This is a genomic window from Hymenobacter norwichensis DSM 15439, assembly GCF_000420705.1.
GTDB classification, from domain to species: Bacteria; Bacteroidota; Bacteroidia; order Cytophagales; family Hymenobacteraceae; genus Hymenobacter; species Hymenobacter norwichensis.
The window spans coordinates 934,467-956,551 of the sequence record NZ_ATVL01000008.1 but is presented as its reverse complement, the minus strand read 5'-3'; the positions used below and the strand labels follow the sequence as shown (position 1 = coordinate 956,551).

At 57.2% G+C, this 22,085-nt stretch carries 22 protein-coding genes; 16 read left to right on the top strand and 6 right to left on the bottom strand.

Annotated elements, in window-relative coordinates; translation table 11 throughout:
- Nucleotides 1-21: 21 nt before the first annotated feature.
- The 6 genes from iscX (at nucleotide 22) to G536_RS28110 (ending at nucleotide 5,104) form a co-directional block, all read left to right on the top strand.
- The gene (gene iscX / locus G536_RS0115040) at nucleotides 22-261 is read left to right on the top strand and encodes a Fe-S cluster assembly protein IscX (RefSeq protein ID WP_022824434.1); all 240 of its coding nucleotides are present in this window, start codon (nucleotides 22-24) and stop codon (nucleotides 259-261) included.
- 92 nt (nucleotides 262-353) lie between these two features.
- Nucleotides 354-842, top strand: coding sequence for a KdsC family phosphatase (locus G536_RS0115035; protein ID WP_022824433.1), 489 nt, complete (start codon nucleotides 354-356; stop codon nucleotides 840-842).
- A 131-nt stretch (nucleotides 843-973) separates the two neighbouring features.
- On the top strand, nucleotides 974-1,168 hold the full coding sequence (locus G536_RS0115030; protein WP_022824432.1) for a cold-shock protein: 195 nt from the start codon (nucleotides 974-976) through the stop codon (nucleotides 1,166-1,168).
- A 178-nt stretch (nucleotides 1,169-1,346) separates the two neighbouring features.
- The gene (locus tag G536_RS0115025) at nucleotides 1,347-2,291 is read left to right on the top strand and encodes a geranylgeranylglycerol-phosphate geranylgeranyltransferase (RefSeq protein ID WP_022824431.1); all 945 of its coding nucleotides are present in this window, start codon (nucleotides 1,347-1,349) and stop codon (nucleotides 2,289-2,291) included.
- 133 nt (nucleotides 2,292-2,424) lie between these two features.
- Entirely contained in the window at nucleotides 2,425-3,633 is a 1,209-nt protein-coding gene (locus G536_RS0115020) for a BamA/TamA family outer membrane protein (protein WP_022824430.1), read from the top strand.
- 181 nt (nucleotides 3,634-3,814) lie between these two features.
- Nucleotides 3,815-5,104, top strand: coding sequence for a glycosyltransferase family 2 protein (locus G536_RS28110; protein WP_084708631.1), 1,290 nt, complete (start codon nucleotides 3,815-3,817; stop codon nucleotides 5,102-5,104).
- Here the strand turns inward: G536_RS28110 and G536_RS0115010 are convergent.
- The 3 genes from G536_RS0115010 to G536_RS28105 form a co-directional block, all read right to left on the bottom strand.
- Entirely contained in the window at nucleotides 5,051-5,653 is a 603-nt protein-coding gene (locus tag G536_RS0115010; RefSeq protein ID WP_022824428.1) for a class I SAM-dependent DNA methyltransferase, read from the bottom strand. The genes G536_RS28110 and G536_RS0115010 overlap by 54 nt on opposite strands.
- A 79-nt stretch (nucleotides 5,654-5,732) precedes the next feature.
- Nucleotides 5,733-6,482, bottom strand: coding sequence for a PIG-L deacetylase family protein (locus G536_RS0115005; protein ID WP_022824427.1), 750 nt, complete (start codon nucleotides 6,480-6,482; stop codon nucleotides 5,733-5,735).
- Nucleotides 6,475-7,659, bottom strand: coding sequence for an acyl-CoA dehydrogenase family protein (locus tag G536_RS28105; RefSeq protein ID WP_022824426.1), 1,185 nt, complete (start codon nucleotides 7,657-7,659; stop codon nucleotides 6,475-6,477). Before G536_RS28105 ends, G536_RS0115005 begins: the two co-directional genes overlap by 8 nt.
- A 223-nt stretch (nucleotides 7,660-7,882) precedes the next feature.
- Between G536_RS28105 and purH the strand changes: the two genes are divergently transcribed.
- The 5 genes from purH (at nucleotide 7,883) to G536_RS33090 (ending at nucleotide 12,888) form a co-directional block, all read left to right on the top strand.
- Nucleotides 7,883-9,433 (top strand): bifunctional phosphoribosylaminoimidazolecarboxamide formyltransferase/IMP cyclohydrolase, encoded by a 1,551-nt coding sequence (gene purH / locus G536_RS0114995; RefSeq protein WP_022824425.1) that lies wholly within the window; start codon nucleotides 7,883-7,885, stop codon nucleotides 9,431-9,433.
- 241 nt (nucleotides 9,434-9,674) lie between these two features.
- Complete coding sequence (locus G536_RS0114990; RefSeq protein ID WP_022824424.1) at nucleotides 9,675-10,700, top strand: rod shape-determining protein; 1,026 nt, start codon at nucleotides 9,675-9,677, stop codon at nucleotides 10,698-10,700.
- Nucleotides 10,701-10,791: 91 nt separating this feature from the next.
- Nucleotides 10,792-11,718 carry a rod shape-determining protein MreC gene (gene mreC, locus G536_RS0114985; protein WP_022824423.1) on the top strand — a complete coding sequence of 309 codons (927 nt, stop codon included), beginning with the start codon at nucleotides 10,792-10,794 and terminating at the stop codon, nucleotides 11,716-11,718.
- Complete coding sequence (locus G536_RS0114980) at nucleotides 11,715-12,242, top strand: hypothetical protein (RefSeq protein WP_022824422.1); 528 nt, start codon at nucleotides 11,715-11,717, stop codon at nucleotides 12,240-12,242. The genes mreC and G536_RS0114980 overlap by 4 nt, the downstream gene beginning before the upstream one ends.
- 361 nt (nucleotides 12,243-12,603) lie before the next feature.
- Nucleotides 12,604-12,888 carry a barstar family protein gene (locus G536_RS33090; protein ID WP_022824421.1) on the top strand — a complete coding sequence of 95 codons (285 nt, stop codon included), beginning with the start codon at nucleotides 12,604-12,606 and terminating at the stop codon, nucleotides 12,886-12,888.
- 130 nt (nucleotides 12,889-13,018) lie between these two features.
- Here G536_RS33090 and G536_RS0114970 read toward each other — a convergent pair whose 3' ends face one another.
- Nucleotides 13,019-13,303 (bottom strand): hypothetical protein, encoded by a 285-nt coding sequence (locus tag G536_RS0114970; RefSeq protein WP_022824420.1) that lies wholly within the window; start codon nucleotides 13,301-13,303, stop codon nucleotides 13,019-13,021.
- Nucleotides 13,304-13,672: 369 nt separating this feature from the next.
- On the opposite strand from G536_RS0114970, the gene mrdA reads away from it, so the two are divergent.
- From mrdA to G536_RS0114955, 3 genes are all read left to right on the top strand, one after another.
- Nucleotides 13,673-15,517 carry a penicillin-binding protein 2 gene (gene mrdA, locus G536_RS0114965; protein ID WP_022824419.1) on the top strand — a complete coding sequence of 615 codons (1,845 nt, stop codon included), beginning with the start codon at nucleotides 13,673-13,675 and terminating at the stop codon, nucleotides 15,515-15,517.
- 115 nt (nucleotides 15,518-15,632) lie between these two features.
- Nucleotides 15,633-16,934, top strand: coding sequence for a rod shape-determining protein RodA (gene rodA / locus G536_RS0114960; protein WP_022824418.1), 1,302 nt, complete (start codon nucleotides 15,633-15,635; stop codon nucleotides 16,932-16,934).
- A gap of 57 nt (nucleotides 16,935-16,991) precedes the next feature.
- Complete coding sequence (locus G536_RS0114955; protein WP_157530645.1) at nucleotides 16,992-18,566, top strand: hypothetical protein; 1,575 nt, start codon at nucleotides 16,992-16,994, stop codon at nucleotides 18,564-18,566.
- On the opposite strand, the gene G536_RS0114950 is transcribed toward G536_RS0114955, so the two are convergent.
- Nucleotides 18,560-19,615, bottom strand: coding sequence for a hypothetical protein (locus tag G536_RS0114950; RefSeq protein WP_022824416.1), 1,056 nt, complete (start codon nucleotides 19,613-19,615; stop codon nucleotides 18,560-18,562). The two genes, G536_RS0114955 and G536_RS0114950, sit on opposite strands and share 7 nt — an antisense overlap.
- A 99-nt stretch (nucleotides 19,616-19,714) precedes the next feature.
- Complete coding sequence (locus tag G536_RS0114945) at nucleotides 19,715-20,875, bottom strand: hypothetical protein (RefSeq protein WP_022824415.1); 1,161 nt, start codon at nucleotides 20,873-20,875, stop codon at nucleotides 19,715-19,717.
- Nucleotides 20,876-20,910: 35 nt separating this feature from the next.
- Between G536_RS0114945 and G536_RS0114940 the strand changes: the two genes are divergently transcribed.
- Together G536_RS0114940 and G536_RS0114935 are read left to right on the top strand one after the other, a co-directional pair.
- The gene (locus G536_RS0114940) at nucleotides 20,911-21,231 is read left to right on the top strand and encodes a 2Fe-2S iron-sulfur cluster-binding protein (protein WP_022824414.1); all 321 of its coding nucleotides are present in this window, start codon (nucleotides 20,911-20,913) and stop codon (nucleotides 21,229-21,231) included.
- Nucleotides 21,232-21,412: 181 nt separating this feature from the next.
- A complete protein-coding gene (locus G536_RS0114935; RefSeq protein WP_022824413.1) occupies nucleotides 21,413-22,036 on the top strand; it encodes a thymidine kinase in 624 nt (207 codons plus the stop codon).
- The last annotated feature ends 49 nt before the right edge of the window (nucleotides 22,037-22,085 follow it).

Genomic DNA, 22,085 nt, shown 5'->3' with positions numbered 1-22,085 from the left:
TCAATTTAACAATTCAATACCATGGCCCACTTCGAGCCCCCTATGCACTGGAATGACCACGAAGATGTGGCCATGGCCTTGTATGAAAAGTTTGGTGACGACTTTTCGGAAGCTAAAATCTACCGCATCCGTTTCACGGAGCTGCTGGATTGGGTGCTGAGCTTGCCCAATTTTGAAGGCACCAAAGAAGAAGCCAACGAAGGCCACTTAGAGCAGATTCAGGCTAAGTGGGTGTACGAGTGGCGCGACAATCAGAAGTAAGATAGTGGTGTGTTGACGGCTGACGTGGAAAGCTGACAATCAACACGTCAACAACGCGCAAATCAGCACATCAACAAGCAACACGTCACCCGATGTTTCCTGATTTATCGGCTGTTAAAGCATTTATTTTCGATGTGGATGGGGTGCTTACCGACGGCACTCTGCTGGCCTTGAATTCTGGTGAGCAAGCCCGCACCTTCCATATTCACGATGGCTATGCTATTCGGCATGCCCTCAAGCAGGGCTATCGGATAGCCATTATATCGGGGCGCGAAGAGGAAGGGGTACGCAAGCGGCTGGAGTCGTTGGATGTGCGCGACATTTTTCTGGGGGTAGATGATAAGATGAAAATCTTCAACAACTACATCAACACCTACCGCCTCGACCCGCAACACATTGCCTACATGGGCGACGATATGCCCGACATCGAAGTGATGCGCCGCTGTGGCTTGGCAACCTGCCCCGCCGATGCTGCTCCCGATGTGCTGGCCATCAGCCAGTACGTGACCAGTAAGCCGGGTGGGCGCGGGGCCGTGCGCGAGCTGCTGGAGGCCACCATGAAGGCCCAAAAAACCTGGTAGCTGCGTGTCCTATATAGGGGCGTCAGCGGCCTGATTTAGAAGCAATAAGGCGGTAGGCTGCGCGGAGTTGCGCTTTTCCTAATTACCTCTATCTTTACCCGCATCATCTATTCACCATTTTCTTTTTTTACATGAAAACAGGAACCGTAAAATTCTATAATGAGTCGAAGGGCTATGGCTTCATTACAGATGACGAGACGAAGGAAGACTTCTTCGTGCACGTAACGGGCCTTAACGGGGGCCAGATCCAGCAGAATGACCGGGTGGAATTTGATACGCAGGAAGGCCGTAAGGGCGTAAATGCAGTGAACGTAAAGCGTGTATAAGGCTTAAGCCTACTTCGCTTTTTGTATTCTGGAAAGCCTCTCCAACACTGGGGAGGCTTTCTTTCTATTCGTGCAGGCGCCGCTTGAGCGCAGAAAAAACCGGGTTTCAACGTTACCTTTTTGTTGCCAGTTACTTTTTCGCGCTGGTAGCTTTCCTCTTCTCTGATTGCCCGTGGCTATGTCGTCTGCTTTCTTTTCTTCGACTGCCTCCCCAGTTGGTTCAGCCGGGTCCGATGACGACAGCACTGGGCACAGTCTGGTATTGCGGCCTATCGCGCAGCTTATCCGGCTACCCAACTTGCTGATTATGCTGCTGTGCTTGGTGCTAGTTCGGGCGGGGCTGCTACGCCCTGCTATGCCTCTGGCTACCTTACTTGATCTGCGTTTTGGATTGCTAGTGTTGGCAACCTTGTGCATTGGGGCCGCTGGCTATATCATCAACGACTACTACGATGTCAAGATTGACGCCATAAACCGGCCGGGGCGGTTGGTAGTAGGTCGGGTGGTGCGGCGGCGGCGGGCTATGCTGGCACACATGCTGCTTTCAGGGCTAGGTGTGGGTATTGGCGCACTACTTTCTCCACTGTTAGGACTCGTAACGCTGGGCTCGGCGGTGTTGCTGTGGGGATACTCGGTGCGGTTCAAGCGGGTGGCATTAGTGGGTAACCTCAGCATTGCTACTCTCACGGCGGCTTTGGTGCTGCTACCCGAGCTACAGCTACGCACCGGTACGGGTAGTGTGTGGGCCTACGCGCTGGCGGCTTTCCTGCTGACTGTGGTGCGCGAAATAGTGAAAGACGTGGAAGACATGCGCGGCGACGCCCAACACGACTGCCACACCTTGCCCATTGTGTGGGGGGTGGCACGCACTAAATGGGTAACTGGCTTTTTTCTGGGATGCTTGCTTTTGCTCGTATTGGGTGCTGTGGGCGAAGCTCTCCTACACGGCCCAGTGCTGCTGGGCGGGTGGCTACTGGTGCTGGTGCTGGTGCCGTTGCTGGCACTGCTTCGGCTGCTGTGGCGAGCCGACCGGCGCCGACATTTTGCTAAACTAAGTACTTGGTGCAAAGGCATTATGCTGGCCGGTGTGCTCTCTATGCTATTGGTAGAGGTGATAGGGTAAAACCGTAGGAGCACCTGTTGCGTTAGGTTAGCAACGACATGCGCTATGGGGTACGGTTGCCGGCAGACAAAATCTGTCTGAGTGGCTTTCCAAGGCACAGTTATCCATTTCCCTTTTCTTACCTGAAGCCTATATGCGCTTTCTCTACCTGCCGCTGATTCTGCTGTGCAGCCTGGCCCGAATGGGTGCGGCCCAAGTGGCCCCTACCATTACTGATGGCACCGCCACCCCCACGCCCCCTCAACTCGGTGTCGTCGACGACACCCCCAAGAAAAAATCGATTTTCGCGCCCAGCGACAAGCCCAGCTTCATCCCTGTTCCGATAGCCTTCTATCAGCAGGAAACGGGCTTTGCAGCTGGAGTAGCTATTTTACCGGTGTGGCGCTTCGGCACCGATACCACAGTGCGCAAGTCCAATGCCCGCTTGCTGGCCTGGTACTCGCAGGAAAAGCAAACCACGGTGCAACTCACGCACACCATTTTCACGCCCGGCGAGAAGTTCTATTTCTCTGGCGAGTTGAGCTACTTCGACCTAGCCTTCAACTACTACGGCCGTGGTAATAACACCAATAAGAGCGCAGAATCGCATATTCAGTACCCGCTGTTCATCTTTGATGAGAAGGCGTTGATCAAAACGGTTCCTAACCTATTTGTGGGGGTGCGCTACCGCCTCACCAACTTGGGCAAAGTAGAGTTGCGTGATACTGAGGGCTCTACTGCGCCTTACTATGCTATTCCGGCCGACCAGCGGGAAGGTGGGGTTAGTTCCGGCGTGGGCCCTGCTTTGCTCTATGATGGGCGCGACAATGTGCTGGCTACCTACCGCGGTAACTTTGTAGATGCACATATGCTCTTCAACGGCTCGGCCTTAGGTAGTGACTACAAGTTCAACCGCTACCAGGTTGATGCCCGGCACTTCAACCCGCTGTTCGGCTCCAACAACACTATTTTCGCGGCGCAATTTGTAGGGCAGTATCACTCCGGCAACGTGCCGTTTCGGGAGTTGGGCGGTATGGGTGCTACGTTGGGTGGCTCTCTCTACAACGGAGCGTATTTGATGCGTGGCATCTACGAAAACCGCTTCCGCGAGCGGCAGTTTACTACCGTACAGGCTGAGATTCGGCAGAAGCTGTTCTGGCGCTTCGATGTAGTGGGCTTCCTGGGCGTCGGTCAGGTGGGCTACAAGATTTCCGACTACACCTTTGACGGTACCAAAGTGGCGGGTGGCTTAGGTGCCCGATTCCGTTTCAACCGCGCCGACCGGCTCAACATCCGTCTCGACTACGGCGTGGGCTCGGGTGGTAACTCAGGTATCATCTTCGCTGTGGGCGAAGCTTTCTAGCGCTAGTGAGTGCCATTACAATCTGCTGGCGCTTTCCAGAACAAGCCTACATATTCAATTTCCGGCCCTTCCACACCATGTGGGAGGGCCGCTCTTTTGCAGGTCTCAGCAAGCTCGACATTAGACAAGTGGCCCGCCTTTCTGTTACTGTTTTTTACTGATTCGTGTATCAGATTACCCGATGCTACCTTCCGCCACTAGCTCTGCCACGCCTTCTTCTCCCACCTCATCTGTGCTAACTGGTATATGGCGAGAGGCGGCCGCACCCCATGCCAGCCTGCTTGCAAGCGTTATCATTCCGGCCAAAGACGAAGCCAGCAACCTGCCAGCCACCCTTCAAGCGCTGGCAACCCAAACTGACCTACACGGCCAGCCACTTGATTTTGCCAGCTACGAGGTTCTGGTGTTGGCTAATAACTGCAAAGACCGGACGGCAGCCGTGGTTCATAAGTTTGCTCAGCAGCATCCAAGCTTGGCTTTGTATGTAGCCGAAGTGAAACTGCCGCCGGCCGAAGCGCACGTAGGGCAAGCCCGCCGCCTGCTGATGGATGAGGCCTGCCGCCGGCTAGAATCTGTGGCCGGCGCTACCGGCATTATCGCTAGTACCGACGCCGATACTCGGGTGGCGCCAACTTGGCTGGCCGCCACCCTTTCAGAAATGAAAGCCGGAGCCGATGCGGTTGGGGGGCGTATTTTTCCGGAGCAGCCTGCATTGCAGAAGTGCCCAGTGCGCCGCACCCACCTGCACGACGCGGCCTACCGCCTATTACGCGCCCACCTTGAAGCGTTGCTTGACCCAGAGCCCGCCGACCCCTGGCCTCGGCATCATCAGCATTACGGGGCCAGTTTGGCGCTAACAGTAGCTGCTTACCGCAAGGTAGGAGGCTTGCCAGTGGTACCGTTTCTGGAAGACGAAGCCCTCTGGCAGGCGTTGCGCCGCCATGATTTGCAGCTACGGCACAGCCCGGCGGTGCAGGTCAGCACGTCGGCGCGGTATGCGGGGCGGGTGGCGGTGGGGCTGTCGTGGCAGTTGCGCGAGTGGGCCCGCATGACCCGGCAGCAGCGGGAACCACTCGTGGAAAGCGGTGCTGCGCTGGCTGCTGAGTGGACCGCCCGCCGAAAATTGCGGCAGTTATGGGAGCAGGCCCAGCAGCAGCATCGCTCGCAGTGGCCGTCGTGCGTGCGGTTAGCGGCGGTGCTAAGCGTGCCGTCGAGCCAATTGGCAAGGCAGATTACCAGTGCCCCAACCTTTGGGCTGCTCTGGGAATGGGTACTGAAACACCGGGCCGTATGGCGGCGCGGGCGCGTAACTACTTTGTCGATGGCCGTAAAGGAACTACGCCTGCTACTAGCTCAGTGTCAGCAAGAAGAGACCGGGCTAGTAGGCAGGGCAACGGGTTTGCCGGTGCCGCAGCCGTTAGCACCGGGCCAACAAATCGAGCCGGTACTGCGCCGCCCGATGGCCGTGTAGGTGCTGTAGTGGACCTTCGGGACCGGATTTAGCTAAGAAAAACTCGTGGACTTCGTCGCCGGTCAGCGGATAATCGTGGACGGGCGGAGTCCAATGTACCAGCAGCAGGTGGCCGCCGGGTTGCAAAGCCGCTAGCAACTCTTTGGCTACTTGCTCTAAGTCGGGCATTGCCCAGTAATAGCCCACTTCCGACAGCACTACCAAGTCAAAGGTTGCTCCTTCCGGAAATTCAGCGGGTAAAGTCATCTGTCGGAATTCCACCTGCGGCAGGTGTGCACACCGCTGGCGGGCACGTTCCAACGGCGCAGCTGCTACATCTACCGCCAATAAATGGCGGCACCGAAGCGCTAATTGCTCGGTTAGAACTCCTAGAGAGCAGCCCACTTCAAACGCACTTTCGTACTGCCTTTCAGCAGGCAGCGCGGCTATTGTATCGGCGTATTTGCCTTGTTCGTACGGGCTGGTTTCGAAATTCCAGGGGTCATTGTTGGCCTGATATACCTTATCGAAGTAGTCGGGTTTTAGGGTATTGGGCTGGTTAGGATTCATAGGATAACAGATGAATGGGTTGGTGGTTGGTTGAGGAGGATGTTGATTTATCGCCTTGTAATAATCAATACCCAAACAATCAGCTACTCACTTCCAGGTACGCCTCAAACGGCTGCGCAAAGTGAGCCAGCATTTCCGCCGACAGCAGAAAACCTGCCGGGTCATCGTCGATGATACCAGGGGCCAGTTGGGAGCGGTGTGCGGCAATGGCTCGTTGTTTTTGGGGCAATACCGCGCTGATATCCAGCCGCCAGCCAGTAGCTTCGCCGGGTTGGGGCAAATCGGCGGGGGCCGCTCGTTGCCAAGCCCAGACCACGTATTCGAGCAAGCGTGGCGGCAGGGGCAACGTGGCCAAAGTGGCGCGCACCAGTTCACTAGTAGCACGGTGGTCGGGGTGCGGGTCGCGGCGCCACGGGCACAGAACGGTTTTGGGGCTGATTTGGTGTAGAAATGTGTGCAACCGCTGAACGGCGGCGGCGCCAGTTGGTGTGTCAGGGGTAGGCACGCTGCCGTCGGGGAGGTTGAGGGTATACAGCTGGCTGGAATCCAAGCCTAATTCGGTCAGGGCTAGGCGTAGTTCGGTCTCACGTAGGGCCTGCCGGGCTGCCGCCGGAAACTTCACCGAGTTTGGGTGCGACATGCTTCCGTCACTCACTAGCACGCACCACACAGGTACATCAGCCTCTCGCAGTAAAGCCAGCAGGCCACCGCAACCCAGGCTTTCATCGTCGGGGTGGGGGGCAATAAGCACTGTGGGGCCCAGGGTAGCCGCGTAGTCGGGGGGGCGTAGGGGTAGGGTCTGGAAATCGAAAGAGAATACGCTAGTCATGCCAGAGAGAATGGGCGGGAGCGGTACGGTCGAGCACGAAGCGGCCGGCATCGGCTTGGGCAGCATCCGGGGCGGGCTGGCGTAGGTAATGCGTCAGGTCGCGGTGCAGCCGCTCGAACGGCTCCGGTTTCAGCAGGCCGCGGGCTCCTACGCACCGCTCGGCTAATTGCAGCACGCGCAGACAGATTTCCTCGATGGCCGTACGCATCATGTTGGCATAGGCTACGGTTGCTTCTGCGTCGGATTCGGCGGCGGCACGGCTAGCATGGTCGGCGGCGCCGCGCAGCCAGTGGTTGCCGCTTTCAACTAGCAAAGCCATTTCGCCGAGGCGCTGGCGCTGGTACGGGTCGTCGGTGCGGCCCAAGCCTTGCAGAAAGTGCCGGGTTTCGTCGAATACAGCTTCGGCCCCGCCTAACTGCACTGCCGCAAACCGGATGGCCCCGCCACTAAACCACGGTTGGCGATAATAGTCGCCGGGCTGGCCTATCAAATCATCAGGCCCCACTTCCAGGCCCGTAAAATCAACCCGGAAGCTGGCCGTAGCGCGCATACCTAGGGGCCGCCAAAAGCTGGCATCGTAGGTGGGTTGCTGCTCATCGGCGGGCAGAATCAGCATCTGCCAGCCGCCATTAGGCAAGGCCGCCGTCAGCAGCGGCCGACTCAGAAAATCGGAACCCGAGCCGAAGGTTTTGCTGCCGTGCAGCCGGTAACGCCCGTTGGGCAAGGGCTCCAGTTTCACACCGTCGGCGGCTTCAGTATTCCACACGCCAAACCAATGCCCGCTGTGTGCATCAGTGGCATAGCGCGCCACCTGGGCCGCCGTGCCAAAGCGTTGAAGCAGTTGCAGCGCATTGACGTGCCCTTCGTACACGCGCCCCACCGCTAGGTTGCCGTGCCCAATGTGCCGGAGCGTGCGCAGCAATGGCAAGGTATGGCGGACTTCGGCAAAGTCGGTGCCCCCAAGCGCCAGGGGGAGGGGAGCCGTCAGCAGGCCTGCCTCTTGAAGCCAGGTGAATTCCTGGGTCGGGAAACCGCCTTCGAAGTCGGAGGCTGGGGCCTGGGCCAATAAGCGCGGTACTAAGGTGGCGGCAGCAGTTTCGGGCGAAGAACTAGTAAAGGAAGCCGTATCGGCGAAAGAATCGGAGCTCTTCAACTCAGAAATAAAGGATGTGGGCATATAATACGCAGGGTAGGGTGGCGGTACTATACAATACTTCAATCCAGGGGTTCGTGTTGTCTGTGGTTGTTATTGGGTAGAGCTATTTACTCAGCTAGTAGAGCATGCACTTGCATTTGGAAAGGAACAAACCGCAACAATTCCAGATGGGCAGTTGGCACAGCGGGTTGGATGGGGCTACCTTCGCGGCGTCGTTCGTTTCTTCATCAAACTTCTGCTTGCTATGTCGCAGCCCATTCGTTCCGCCCTTGTTTCCGTCTATTACAAAGACCGTTTGGAGCCACTGGTGGCATTACTCAAAGAGCACGGCGTCACGCTGTATTCTACGGGGGGCACGCAGCAGTTTATGGAAGAGCAGGGTGCCGAAGTAACGGCCGTAGAAAGCCTGACGGGTTTTCCCTCCATTTTTGGGGGCCGGGTGAAAACCTTACACCCAAAAGTATTCGGTGGCATCCTGCACCGCCGCCACGAAACCGGCGACCTGGCCGAAGCTGAGCGGCACCAGATTCCGCCCATCGATTTGGTGATTGTGGACCTCTACCCGTTCGAGGAAACCGTAGCCTCGGGTGCGCCCGAAGTGGACATCATCGAGAAGATTGACATCGGTGGTATCTCATTGCTGCGTGCCGCCGCCAAAAACTTCCGCGATGTGCTAGTGGTCAGCAGCCGCGACCAGTATGAAGCCGTAACTGAGCTGCTGCGCACCAAAGGTTGCGCCACCGACCTCGAAGACCGTCGGCAGTACGCTACCGCCGCTTTTGCTACCACCTCACACTACGACACGGCCATTCATGGCTACATGGCGGGCGCAGGAAGCCGTGATGCTGCCGTAACCAACAATCCGCAATCCGCAACCAGCGGCCAGCAATCCACGCCGCTGCGCTACGGCGAAAATCCGCACCAAGCCGGTACTTTCTATGGCGATTTGGAGGCACTGTTCGACCAGCTCCACGGCAAGCAGCTCAGCTACAATAACCTGGTTGACGTAGATGCCGCCGTGCTGTTGATGCAGGAGTTTCAGGCCGATGGTCCCGCCGCCTGCGCCATCCTCAAGCACACCAATGCCTGCGGCGTTGCCCAAGCCGACACGGTTCACACAGCCTACCTCAATGCCCTAGCCTGCGACCCAGTTTCGGCATTTGGGGGCGTTATCATCGTGAACAAGCCTGTGGATGCCGCCACGGCCGAGGAGCTGAACAAGCTGTTTTTCGAGGTGCTGATTGCGCCCGAATTCGAGGCAGAGGCCTTGCCTATTCTGCAAAGCAAGAAAAACCGCATTCTGTTGCGCCAAAAGCCAGTTGACTTCCCTGCCAAGCAAGTGAAAACCCTGCTCAACGGCGTTATCGAGCAAGATTTCGACCGGGCTGTTGAAGGCGCTGCCGATTTCCGCACTGTTACCGAGTCGGTGCCGACCGCCGACGAAGTGGCCGCGCTGGAATTCGCCCTCAAAGTGTGCAAGCACACCAAGAGCAACACTATTGTGCTGGCGCGGGCCGGCCAACTGCTGGCATCGGGTGTGGGCCAAACCTCGCGGGTAGATGCCCTGCGCCAAGCCATTGAAAAGGCGCATTCGTTCGGCTTCGACTTGAAAGGGTCGGTTATGGCATCTGATGCCTTCTTCCCCTTCCCCGACTGCGTGGAAATTGCCGGAGCAGCCGGCATTCGGGCGGTAGTGCAGCCTGGTGGTTCCATCAAAGACCAGGACTCGGTGGACGCCTGCAACCGCCTCGGTATGGCTATGGTTTTGACTGGCGTGCGCCACTTCAAGCATTAATAAGCCCGTTGCTACCCGGCGGCCCAAGGCCGCCAGACAGACCAGCAATCCAATAAGCCCTTAACGTTTTCGTTACCGTTGAGGGCTTATTCGTGGAGGAAACAGCACTTGCAGACAAGAAGGATAATTCGATCTTCGATCTTGACAATGGCAGGTCGTGCTTCCCTGAAACTTCCGTACTTTTGTGCCCACTTTTTGTGTGGATGAGTTTCATTCGCACTCATTTTCTTGCCGTTAACTAATGGGTTTCTTCAACTTCCTTACCAGCGACATTGCCATCGACCTGGGTACGGCCAATACGCTCATCATTCACAACGATAAAATCGTGGTGGACGAGCCGAGCATTATCGCAAAAGACCGCACAACCAATAAGGTAATTGCCGTGGGCCGGCAAGCGCAGCAAATGCACGAGAAGACCCACGACAACATCAGAACCATCCGCCCCCTCAAAGACGGCGTCATTGCCGATTTCCACGCCGCCGAGGAAATGATAAAGGGCATGATTAAGATGATTGACACGCGGAACCGGCTGTTTCAGCCCTCGCACCGTATGGTTATCTGCATCCCCTCGGGCATCACGGAAGTGGAAAAGCGCGCTGTGCGCGACTCCGCCGAGCACGCCGGTGCCAAGGAAGTTTGGATGATTCAAGAGCCGATGGCGGCGGCTATTGGCATCGGTATTGATGTGGAGCAGCCTATTGGTTCGATGATTATCGACATCGGGGGCGGCACCACCGAAATTGCGGTTATTGCCCTGTCGGGTATCGTCTGCGACCAGTCCATCAAAACGGCTGGGGACGTGTTCAACCAGGATATTCTGGATTACATGCGCCGCCAGCACAACCTGCTGATTGGAGAGCGTTCCGCGGAGCGCATCAAGATTGAAGTAGGCGCGGCCCTGACCGAACTGGACGTAACCCCGCCCGACTATGAGGTGCGCGGCCGTGACCTGATGACCGGCATTCCGAAAGTTATCAAAGTAACGTCATCAGAAATTGCCATTGCCCTCGACAAGTCGGTAGCCAAAATCGAAGAAGCCGTGCTGAAGGCGCTGGAAATCAGCCCACCCGAATTGTCGGCCGATATTTACGAGAACGGTATCCACCTAACCGGCGGCGGCGCCCTACTGCGCGGCCTTGATAAGCGCTTGGCCGTGAAAACCAAGCTGCCGATTCACATTGCCGAAGACCCACTACGCGCCGTGGTACGCGGCACTGGCAAGGCCATCAAAGACATCCAAGCCTTTCGGGGCGTACTGTTGACGTAATGTTGAGAAGCTAGGAGCTAGAAGTCAGGAGCTAGAATATGCCATGTGTCTTCTAGCTCCTGACTTCTAGCTCCTAGCTTTTCGCTTTTTCATGAGAAACCTGTTCGCCTTCCTGTTCCGCTACCGAGGCTTGCTCGTGTTTGCGCTGCTGGAAATAGCGAGCTTATACTTGCTGGTGCGCAATAGCACTTACCAGCGGGCCGCCTTCTTCAACTCGGCCAACACGTACGTAGGCCAAATTCTGGAGACGCGCGACCGTATTTACAGCTACTTCCGGTTGGAAAGCATCAACCAAGGGCTAGTGCAGGAAAACGCCGCGCTGCGGCAGAAGCTCTATGCCAGCGACCTAAGCCACCGGGTAGCCGACAGCTTACCTGTGCCCCAGGACAGCGCCTCACGGGTGCGGCTGGCCCGCCTCAGCTCCCCCGATTCGTTGCTGCTGGGCCTGCGTACCCTGCCCACCCGCGACCCCGACTACCCCTTGATTCCGGCTCGCGTGGTGAACAACACCATGCGCCGCGTGGATAACTATATGACCTTGAACATAGGAGCCCGCGACGGAGTGAAGACGGGTATGGGTGTGCTGTCGGCGGCCGGGGTGGTGGGCCGGGTAAAGGTGGTGAGCGAGCAGTTTGCCACCGTGACGAGCGTACTGCACTCCAAAACGTTTATTTCCGCTAAAATCAAGCGCGACAACACCTTCGGCAGCATCAAGTGGCTCGGCGACGACCCTACTCACGCCCTGCTCGACAACATTCCGCGCCAGAACAAGCTGGTGCGCGGCGACACCATCGTGACGTCGGGCTACAACGCCGTATTTCCGGAGGGTATCCTGATTGGCATCGTGGATGATTTCGTGAAAGAGCCCGACAAGAACTTCTGGACCGTACGGGTAAAGCTGGCCGTGGATTTCTCGAACCTGACCTACGTGTACGTAGTCAATCCGCGCTTGAAGGCCGAGCGGGACACGCTGGAATTACGCGCCGGACTCCGGCCCGAAGTAGAAGAGCGGCCATGAAGGGAGTAGGCGGAATTTTGTTGCAGTTGCTGCGCTTCGTGCTATTCGTCGGCATCCATATGCTGCTGGTAAGCAAGCTGGCATTGTTTGAGCTGGCGTGGTGCTTTTTCTATTTGGGGTTCCTGCTGTTTTTGCCCATTGCCACGCCCATTGTGTTGCAGCTGGTGCTGGGTTTTGCTACGGGCCTGCTGATGGACATCTTCTACGACACCGGCGGAGTGCACGCCGCCGCCGCCGTGCTGCTGTGTTACCTGCGGCCCTGGGTGCTACGCCTGCTCACGCCCCGCGACGGGTACGAAGCCGCCGACTCGGTGAACGTGCATCAGATGGGCGGGCAGTGGTTTGTGGTGTATAGCGCACTACTCATTGGCCTGCACCATCTGGCGTTCTTTCTGCTGGAGTTGGGCAGTTTCCGCGCCTTCGGCCTGACGCTGGTAAAGGTGGTCGGCAGCACGCTGTTCACCGGCCTCACGCTGCTCATTGTGCAGCTTATCTTCTTCCCTACCCGCCGCCGGAATCGGTAAGGTGGTGAAGTGGAGTTCTGTGATATTTTACAAACCACCGTGGCTGTTGCAGAACTCTTCGACGAACGATTCAGTCATTGGTGTATCGGGAGGCGCCGCCCTGAAAAGTATTGAAAACAGCGTTTCGCTTGGTGAACGCTCACGGTTACGGCGTTCAAGACGCGACATATATACTTCTGCAACAGCCACCACCCTTTGTTAGATGCCAAATGAGCAACAAGAGAAGACTGAATCTATCGCTGAAGCAGGAAGTGCAACGCCAGATGACCCAGCAGCGCATCCCTCATCTTGGGCAGTTGCATAGCTGTGGTGGTGGGATAGACAGGTAAAGATTATACCTTGCTCAATCCTGTTTAACTATATGGAGGAGAGACAGATGATCGTACGGCTGCTTGGAGCCCAAATGACCACATATGAGACGCTACATGCTCATCTGAAGGAACGCTTAGGATTTCCTGACTACTACGGAGAGAATCTAAACGCGCTTTGGGATTGCATACGAGCTGATGTAGAAACGCCTCTAACAATTCAATGGCTCGACTTTGCCATTAGTCAGCGTGCGTTGGGGGAGGAGGCAGATAGAACCTTAGCGCTTTTACGGGAAGCCCAAGAAGAGATACCAGGGCTTACCATTGAAGTGAAATAGAGGCGTTGGGGCCAGCAGGTAAAATGCGTATCAGCGTCACCTGCTGCCCTCATTGCCACTCTGGCTTTTCCAAGGCCGAACTCTGCCCTTTCGTCGCGCTTGCCTTGATCAGTTCGGAGGGGAGGCGTGCCTAGTCGCCGTAAAAACACACGTAGGTATGCACTTGCTGTTGGCTTTGGGTGATTAAAGCGATGAGTTCGTGCAGCAATGGGTGGGGTTCCAGTTCCAACAACAAGCGTAGATCTGTAAGCAACTCCTGCTGTTGCAAGCAGTTGAATGTAGTATCCCCGTAGGGATCTAGGTAGCGTAGCATCCGAAAGGCATCGTTGTGCAAGCTCACCCCCGTCGTAAACTCTTTGCTTAGCGAAGCGATTGGATATTTATTCTCATCCTCTAATATGACAGTCCAGCTCATGTGAGCCAAGATAGGCAGAGGGTAGAGAAGGCACCACCGGGATGAGACTTTGAGCTATCAACTGAAAGTTGAGAAAGTACATTTTCGGCAGCACCCCGCGCTAGGAGGCTAAATCACCACTATTCCGAGGTCGGGAGTATAACTATTGTTATGTTAATCAACTATTCCGGGAAACAAACAGAAACTATCCCCAATATAGAATACTTCCAATGCACAGTCTCAAGCCCTGAAGTGTCAATCTACTTTTGCCTTTGAGACGGTGTACTACTCTTGTTGTTGCTAGCTAAACCTTGAAAAGGGCGCAACCGATGTTACCTTTGCGAATCCGGCCGGCTGGTCGTAAGTAGCTACTTTTCAGAATATACCGCTTTGCAATACCTCGAAGGACGCCGGTTTGTGGTGATGGCCATCTTCTTGGCAGTTGCTCTCACCTTTGGCGCCCGGCTCTTCTACATTCAGGTGCTGGATGGCAGCTACAAGTTGGCTGCCGACCGCAACACCTTGCAGCGCATTGTGCAGGTGCCGTACCGGGGCCTCATCTATGACCGCAAAGGCCAGCTGCTGGTGCAGAACACGCCCGTGTACGACCTCATGGTGGTGCCGCGCGAAGTGAAACAGCTGGATACGCTGCGGTTTTGTGAGTTGCTGCAACTGCCGCTGGAAGAGGTGCGCGAAGGCCTGAAAGTGGCCCGCACCTTCAGCCGCGTGAAAGCCTCGCCGCTGGTGCAAAACCTGAGCACGGCCGAGCTAGCCACCATTCAAGACAACCTGATGGACTTTCCCGGCTTCACCATCAAGGCCCGGATGGCCCGCTCGTACCGCACCGAAAACATGGCCCACGCGCTGGGCTACGTGGGCTCCATCACGCCGAAACTGCTGGAAAGTGAGCGGTTTGCCAAGTACATGCCCGGCGACTTTGTAGGCGTGAACGGGTTGGAATCGTTCTATGAAACGCAGCTGATGGGCCGGCGCGGGGTGCAGTACAAGATGGTGAATGTGCGTGGCATCGAAAAAGGCGCCTTCCGCAACGGCGAGTTCGATACGCTGTCGGTGGCTGGGCAGGACCTGCACACCAGCATTGATATCGAGCTTCAGAAGTACGGCGAGATGCTGATGAAGAACAAGCGCGGCTACATTGTGGCCATCGAGCCCAAGACTGGCGAAATCCTGGCAATGGTGTCGGCGCCGGCCTATGAGCCCTCCATTCTGACGGGTAAAGGAATGGGCAACCGCTACATGGCCTTGCAGAACGACACCACCAAGCCTCTCTTCAACCGCCCCTTGATGGCCAAGTACTCGCCAGGCTCGGTGTTTAAAGTGGTGAATGAGCTGGTGGCCTTGCAGATGGGCGTGGTGACGCCGCAAACCGGCTTCGACTGCAACTGGAAGCTGGTGCGCTGCACTCACCGCCACGAGTACCCCAGCAACGTTGGCATTGCCATCAAACAAAGCTGCAACCCTTATTTCTACCAGGTAATGCGGGCCGCCGTTATGCGCGGCCGTTCCACCAACCGCTTCGAGGACTCGCGGCTGGGGCTGGCCGACTGGCGCCGCAAGGTGATGGCCTTTGGGCTCGGCGACAAGCTGGGCGTGGATATCCGGAGTGAAATTGGTGGGCTGGTACCGTCGCCGGAGTACTATGATAAGCGCCTGAAAACCCGCCGCTGGAACTACAAAACAGTGTACTCGCTCAGCATTGGGCAGGGCGAGTTGAGCGTGACGGGTTTGCAAATGGCCAATATCATGGCCACCGTGGCCAACCGTGGCTGGTACTACACGCCGCATTTCGTGCGGCGGATTGGCAATGGTGGGCCGCTGCCGCAGTTCACCGAGCGCCATACCGTTGGGGTAGACCCGCGGCATTTTGAGGCTATTATTCCGGGCATGCAAGCCGTAGTAGATGGCCGCGGCGGCACCGGCGAAAATGCGTCGTTGCTGGATGTAGGTATTTCAGTGGCTGGCAAAACCGGAACCGTGCAGAACTACCACGGCGAAGACCACGCCACCTTCGCCGCCTTCGCGCCGGCCGAAGACCCGAAAATTGCCGTGGCCGTCTTCATCGAAAATGCCGGTTTCGGGGGCTCTTCTGCCGCACCTATGGCATCACTGATAATGGAGAAATACTTGCGCGGCAAAGTGGCCCCGTGGCGCCACCGCTGGGAAGACTGGCTGCAAAGCCCCGCCGAACGATTCATCAGAAGACGAAGACACTAATAGAACGTCATGCTGAGCTTGTCGAAGCATCTCTATCGTAGTGGTAATTCAAAGTTACTTTAGCGGGAGAGATGCTTCAACAAGCTCAGCATGACAGACGGCCCTTGCCTACAACATGCCTACTGCTCCCGCTCGTCATAATCGTAGCCTTGATTGGGTTACTGTGCTTATCTACCTGCTGATGGTAGGGCTGGGCTGGGTGAGCGTGTACGCGGCCAGCTACTCGCCCGACATGCCCAGCACGGGCAGCCTGTTCGGCAACCTCAGCTTTCAGGAGTTGATGGCTTACGACTGGTTCAAGCAGATTTTGTGGATTGGTACGGCCATTGTGCTGATTGTAGTGCTGGTGGTTATCGACTACAAGGCCTACGACACGTTTGCATTTGCGCTCTACGGCGGCATGATTGTGCTACTCATCATCACACCGTTTATTGCGCGCCCTATTGGCGGGTCACGTTCGTGGCTGGAACTGGGGCCGATGCGGCTACAGCCCGCCGAATTTGCCAAATTCGTGACGGCACTGGCTGTGTCGCGCTTTATGGCTGGCATCAATCTGCGCCAACAGAATTTCCGCGACCAAGCCGTGCTGGCTGGCCTTACGCTGTTGCCGCCAGTGCTCATCTTGGCCGCCAACGAAACTGGCCAGGCGTTGGTATTTGCCGCCTTTCTGTTGGCCTACTTTCGGGAAGGTATGTCGCCGCTAATTCTGGTGATTATGGCGGCGGCGGCCATCATTTTGATTCTGGCGCTGCTGGTACCCAAGTTGTGGCTAGTTGTGGCCTTTACTGTTGTGCTGGGGTTGGTTTTTCTATTCAACCGCAAAGCGCTACGCCACCATTTGCCGCTTTCTTTGAGTGTGTGGGCTGTAGTCATTGGAATGGTGTTTGGGGTTGATTTCTTCTTCAACAACGTACTGCAACCCCACCAGCGCAAGCGCATCGAGGTACTCATCAACCCCTCGGCCGACCCACTAGGCGTAGGCTGGAACGTCACGCAAAGCAAAATTGCTATTGGCTCGGGCGGCTTTGATGGGAAAGGCTTTCTGCAAGGCACGCAAACCAAGTTCGACTTTGTGCCTGCGCAAAGCACCGACTTCATCTTCTGCACTATTGGCGAAGAGTGGGGGTGGCTGGGCTGCACTACTGTCATTATCCTGTTTATTGTGCTGCTCTGGCGGATTCTGTATGTGGCAGAGCGGCAGAAATCGGTATTTGGGCGCACCTACGGCTACTGCGTAGCCAGCATCATGTTCTTCCACTTCGCCGTGAATATTGGTATGACGATTGGACTGGCGCCGGTAGTAGGAATTCCACTGCCGTTTTTCAGCTACGGTGGTTCCTCCTTGTGGTCGTTTACTACGCTCCTGTTTATTTTGCTGGGCATTGATGCCTACCGCAAGCAAGACCTAGAGCGGTAAAACCTCCCTATGGCCAAGCAGGAGCATATACCGCACGGCCTTTAACCTCGTCTTCTTGTGCTTGTTGCTCCCGCCGGTACCACTCAATCTATAGCCCGCGTCCGGCTTGCGGAGTGGCTGGTAGTGGGGCTCCTAACGGGTTTGTGCCTGCTGCTGCCGACTCGTAATTCCACCCCCGATGCTTGGTATTACGCGGCCTGTGTTCGGCACGCACACGAGCTGTTTCAGCCCCACCACTTGCTTTACAATGCTGCCGGTTGGGTATGGTGGAACTTGCTGCCTAGTACAATTGATGCGCTGGCTGCTTTGAAAGCCATGAATGCGCTGGCCTTTGGCGGCTGCTTGCTGGTACTGCGCGATTTGCTGCGCCGCGTAGGTGGGCCTGTTGTGCCGGTAGCAGGTTGGTTGGTGGTAGTGGGCAGTAGTTTCGGGATGCTGCGTTTCGCCACCGAAAACGAAACCTACATGCTGCCACTGCTGCTGTCGTTGCTGGCGAGCCGCAGTTGGTGGCGAGCTGTTACAGAAGGTGGCAACGCACGTTGGTTAGCGGCTGGTAGTTGGGCTGCTGGGGCGGCCTTATTCCACCAAATTCACGCGGGCTGGTGGCTGGCACTGCTAGTAGGCATCGTGCTTAGTGGCAAACAAGCTTGGTGGCGCAAGGCGGGCCTTTACATGTTGCCGGCACTGGTAGTGCCGGTGGCTTACGCTGCCGCTTTGCCCTCCTGGCACCTGCCCTTCACTTTCACCGCCTTCTGGCGGTTCGTGTTCCATGATTTATATGCCGGTCACGCGGGTGCAGCACCGTCGGGCCATACGCTGCTGCTTACAACCATTAATCTGGTACGCACCTTTGGACAGTTGCACGGTTCCACATGGGCGCTGTTGCAACGCTGGACGGCACTGATTGGTGTTGGGTTGCTGAGTGCGGGAATAATGGCGTACGCCGCGTTCCGGGGGTGGAAGGCGCGACAAAAGGCAGTCTTCACCCACGCTACGCTTACAGAAGCAGCAAAGCAGCCAGCAACGCAGCGCCCTTTCCAGCGGACGCACTGGCTGGTGCTGGTGTTACAACTAAGTTGCGCGGTATGGGCCGAGGGCAATGCTGAGTTTATGGTGATGCTGCCAGCCTTGCTGGCTTTGTTGCTGATTGGGCAGCCGTCGCTACGGGCGGTGTTGCCGTGGGTAGGGGCGTTGTTGCTGGTCTGGAACCTGACGTTTGGGTTGCTGCCGGCTCACGGGCTCCGCTTCACCAATACTGCCCCGTTACTGGCCCGCATCGAACGGGAGCCGGCCGCGTGGTGGCTGCTTTCCGACCCAAATCTGGTGCTCAACCAACTACACTACCGCACGGGACAACCAGTTGGACCACCCAATATCCTGCCCCCCCCAGCCTTGCTAGTCCGGCGGCCAGGTCAGTCGCCAGCACAGTTTCGGGCGTGGCTGGCCGCACGGCGCGCGGCTGGGCAACGCGTTTATACCAACGTTCTGGGCGGCCCCCACCTCCTCGACCGGGCCCGCCTCACCCAGGGCGGCGACGAAGCGCAGCTGCCGTTACTGGCCGGTTACCACCTCGCCCGCCTCGATTCGTTTGCCACCTCTTTTGGGCCCGTTTACCTCACTGAAATTCAGTGAGCAGCCTGCTGGCTGTTGGTGGCTGGGTGTTTCTGGGGATTGAGCTGTTGGGTGAGAATCAGGGCAAACACCACCGCAAAAACTGGGGCCGCTAAATAGCCCATGCGGCCCAGGTCGCCGGAAAGAAACATGTGCGCCAGCACCACACCAGTAAAGAGCACGCCCGACCACCCCAGCGGAATGAGCCATTGCGCCCGTTGTGCCGCGCCGCCGCGAAGTCCTAAGGGTAGCAACAGCCAGAAAAAACCAAAGACGCTGAATATCTCGCCGATTCCCTTGACCGAAAGTAGACGGCGCAACGAGTAGGTTACGTTTTCAAAGTGGTTCAGCGCGTTCTGTACGCTCTCGGTAGGCGGCGCCCCAATGCGGCTGTCAATCCAGTGCCGGACTGCAAACGCCAGTGCGGTACCCACCGCCAGCCAAGCCAGCTGCGCCGGCCAGCCTAGCGCCCGGCGGCCAAACAGCAGCAGCCACGGCACCAGAAACACAAACGACTCCTTGGCCAAAAACCCCAGCACCAATACCGCTACCAACGCCCCCTTCGAGCCGCTACGAGTTGCGTAAAAAGCCAGCGCAAAAATCAACATGTACAAACTATCTACCAGCGGTAAGCCGGTGATATACACGGCCCAGCGGCTGCACAGAACGGCTACTACCGCCAAAGCTGCGGCTGCTGGCGCCGCGCCAAACAGGCGGCAGGTTTCGTAGAGTATTAGCCCCGTGCCGGCCATTAGCAGGGTGTTTAGTATGTAAAATGCCAGCCGAAGCGGCCAGTCGGTAGCGGCGCGCTGGGGCCAAATGCGGGCATACACCTGCTCCAAAGGCCAAGCCAGCGCGCCAGCGGCGGCGGGCACCAGCACCCGGTAGCGGCGCGTCACGCTCACGCCCTTAAACTCGCCCCGTGCCATGCGTAGGTAGCTACGGGTATCGAGAGAATGGGAGAAATCGTAGTGCACATACATAGTGTAGGCTGGGCCCGCCAGCACACCCAGCGCTAGCAGGTACACCAACACCCATTCGCGCCACCGTGCTTTACGAGTTGTAGCCATTGGCCGATGGCTGCTGGTTGCGTTGCTGCCCGCCGTTGAATGAAATCTATCCGCAGACATTAGCGCTAACAATCAGCAATTCAATAATCAGCCATCAAATCACGCAAACTTCCGGTCAATCAGCTTGAGAAGCTTATTGACATGCTCTTCCTTGCGCGACCAGTCGTGCTTGCTGGCTAACTGCTCACTCACGTAGCGCTTCGCCGATTCGGCATCGGACAAGGTGTCAAGGTGCTGGATGGCCGCGTGGTATACCATGTTTTCGCCCTCAAATAGCTCGTTTATGAAGCTGAAGCGCTGATTGATGGAAATAGCCTCGCGCAAGGTTTCCACTTTGGGGGCCTGCTCTGCTAGCGTGCCTACTGGCCGCTCGGGGCGCAGGGTTTCGCTTAATGTCTGGCCGCCCGGCTGGCTGGCTTTCAGCTTCTGGTACAGCGGCACTACTGCATCGGCGTTCAACTTCTCGGAAGCAACGGCAGCGGGTTTCACTTCCGGTGCAGACTCAGCTGGAGCAACGGGTTTAGGGGGCGCCGGAGTAGGGGGGAGTGGCGTTTGAGCGGGCGCCGCAACGGGCATTGGCGCTGCCTGGACCTGAGCTGGCTCGGTGGGCGTAGGCGCTGCTATACCAGTGGGCTGCAAGTCGGTTTCTTGTAGCGGCAGCAGCGCATTGAACTCGGTTATCAAATTGTTCAGCGGCTGTTGTAGTGCCGCGTTGGCGGCTAGATGCTGTTGGAACTGCTGAACCAACGTATTACGCTCCAGCGGAGCCGCATCTGTTGGCAGTGTGTCCAGAAAGCCTTGGTACAGTGGCTTGTTGATATCGAGGTAGCGCAGGGCGTCACGCAGCTGGGCGCTAGTGGCGGTGGACTGGCCATTCACCAGCTTCGCCTCCAAGGTGCCTACTGGGTCTTGAGCTGCGGCCAGCGTGTCGGCAACGGCGCGAGACAGTAGCGGCTCGAAGGCACTGCGGCTCAGCTTGATGCGGCGCGACAATACGTTCATAAACTGTGTGAGGGCCGTCCGTACATCTTCGGCCTCAAAATCAAAATATGGGCTGCGCAGCCGCGCCATTTCCTGGGTCCATTGGGCCAGCAGCTGCTGCACCACAAACAGGTTTACTTGCCGGATAGGCGTAAAGCGGAGCACGGCCGGCCCATCGAGGGTGGCCGTGGGGCGAGCTCCAAAATGCTGGTCGCAGAGGAGGGCGGCCAACTTGCGGCCGTATTGTTCACGGAGGGTCGTGCTATCTTTGTCGTTCATCGGAAAGCCATATTCGGGCCTGAAAGTTAAGGAAAATGCCTACGCTCACCGTGCAAAACCTGCCTGCTACCGTGCCCGTACCCGCCGGCAGCACCCTACTGGCTGCCCTGCAAGCCGCCGCCCACGACTGGATGCACGCCTGCGGGGCCAAAGGCCGGTGCACCACCTGCCGCCTGATAGTGGTAAGCGGCGCCGATGCTCTAACGCCGCTTACTGCGGCCGAATTGCGCTACCAAGCCGCTGGCCGCCTCCAAGCCAATGAGCGCCTTACCTGCCAGGCTCGCCTGCCCGAAGGCACTGTAACTGGCCGCGTGCCAGAAGCCACTAAGCTGCCACACGTGCAATACACTAAGTAATAGCTGAACAACTGAGGGTCTGATTGATAAGGCAGTGCGGATGAGGTTTGCCAACAAAACCGTAGCAGCTTCCGGAGGTAAAGTTGTAATTTGGGCTGTCAAAGCTGAGGCTTGGGTGAGCTAAAAAGCGTGCCCAAACAACTTACTCAGTCACTCCGTCACTCAGTTACTTTTCACTCACGTGTTCATAGAACCCCGCGGCGGCCATGGCCGCGACGTACCCCGCCGGGGCTGGATTGAAGTGGTGTGCGGCTCGATGTTCTCGGGAAAAACCGAGGAGCTGATTCGCCGGCTCAAACGCGCCAAAATTGCCCGGCAACGGGTGGAAATATTCAAGCCGGCTCTTGATACCCGCTACCACGTCGAGGATGTGGTGTCGCACAATGCCAACAGCATCCGCTCGACGCCGGTAGCCCTGGCCCAGGAAATGCTGCTGCTGGCGGCTGGCTCCGATGTAGTGGGGATTGATGAAGCGCAGTTTTTCGATGAGAGCCTAGTTGATGTGTGCGTGCAGTTGGCCAACCGCGGCACCCGCGTCATCGTAGCCGGCCTCGATATGGATTTTCAAGGCCAGCCATTTGGGCCCATGCCTGCCCTCATGGCCGTGGCCGAATTCGTAACCAAAGTGCATGCCGTGTGCGTGTGCTGCGGCGAAATTGCGTCGTACTCGTTCCGGATGGCGGCTTCCGAAGATAAGATTCTGCTCGGCGAAACCGACGCGTATGAAGCGCGCTGTCGGCCCTGTTTTCTGGCCGGCATGCAGGAAAAAGCAGCCCTAGAAGCCACCGAGCGAAGCAAGCACTAATTCCTACTATTCGGCGTTGAATGGTTTCTGTTGACTTTCTGTATTCCTT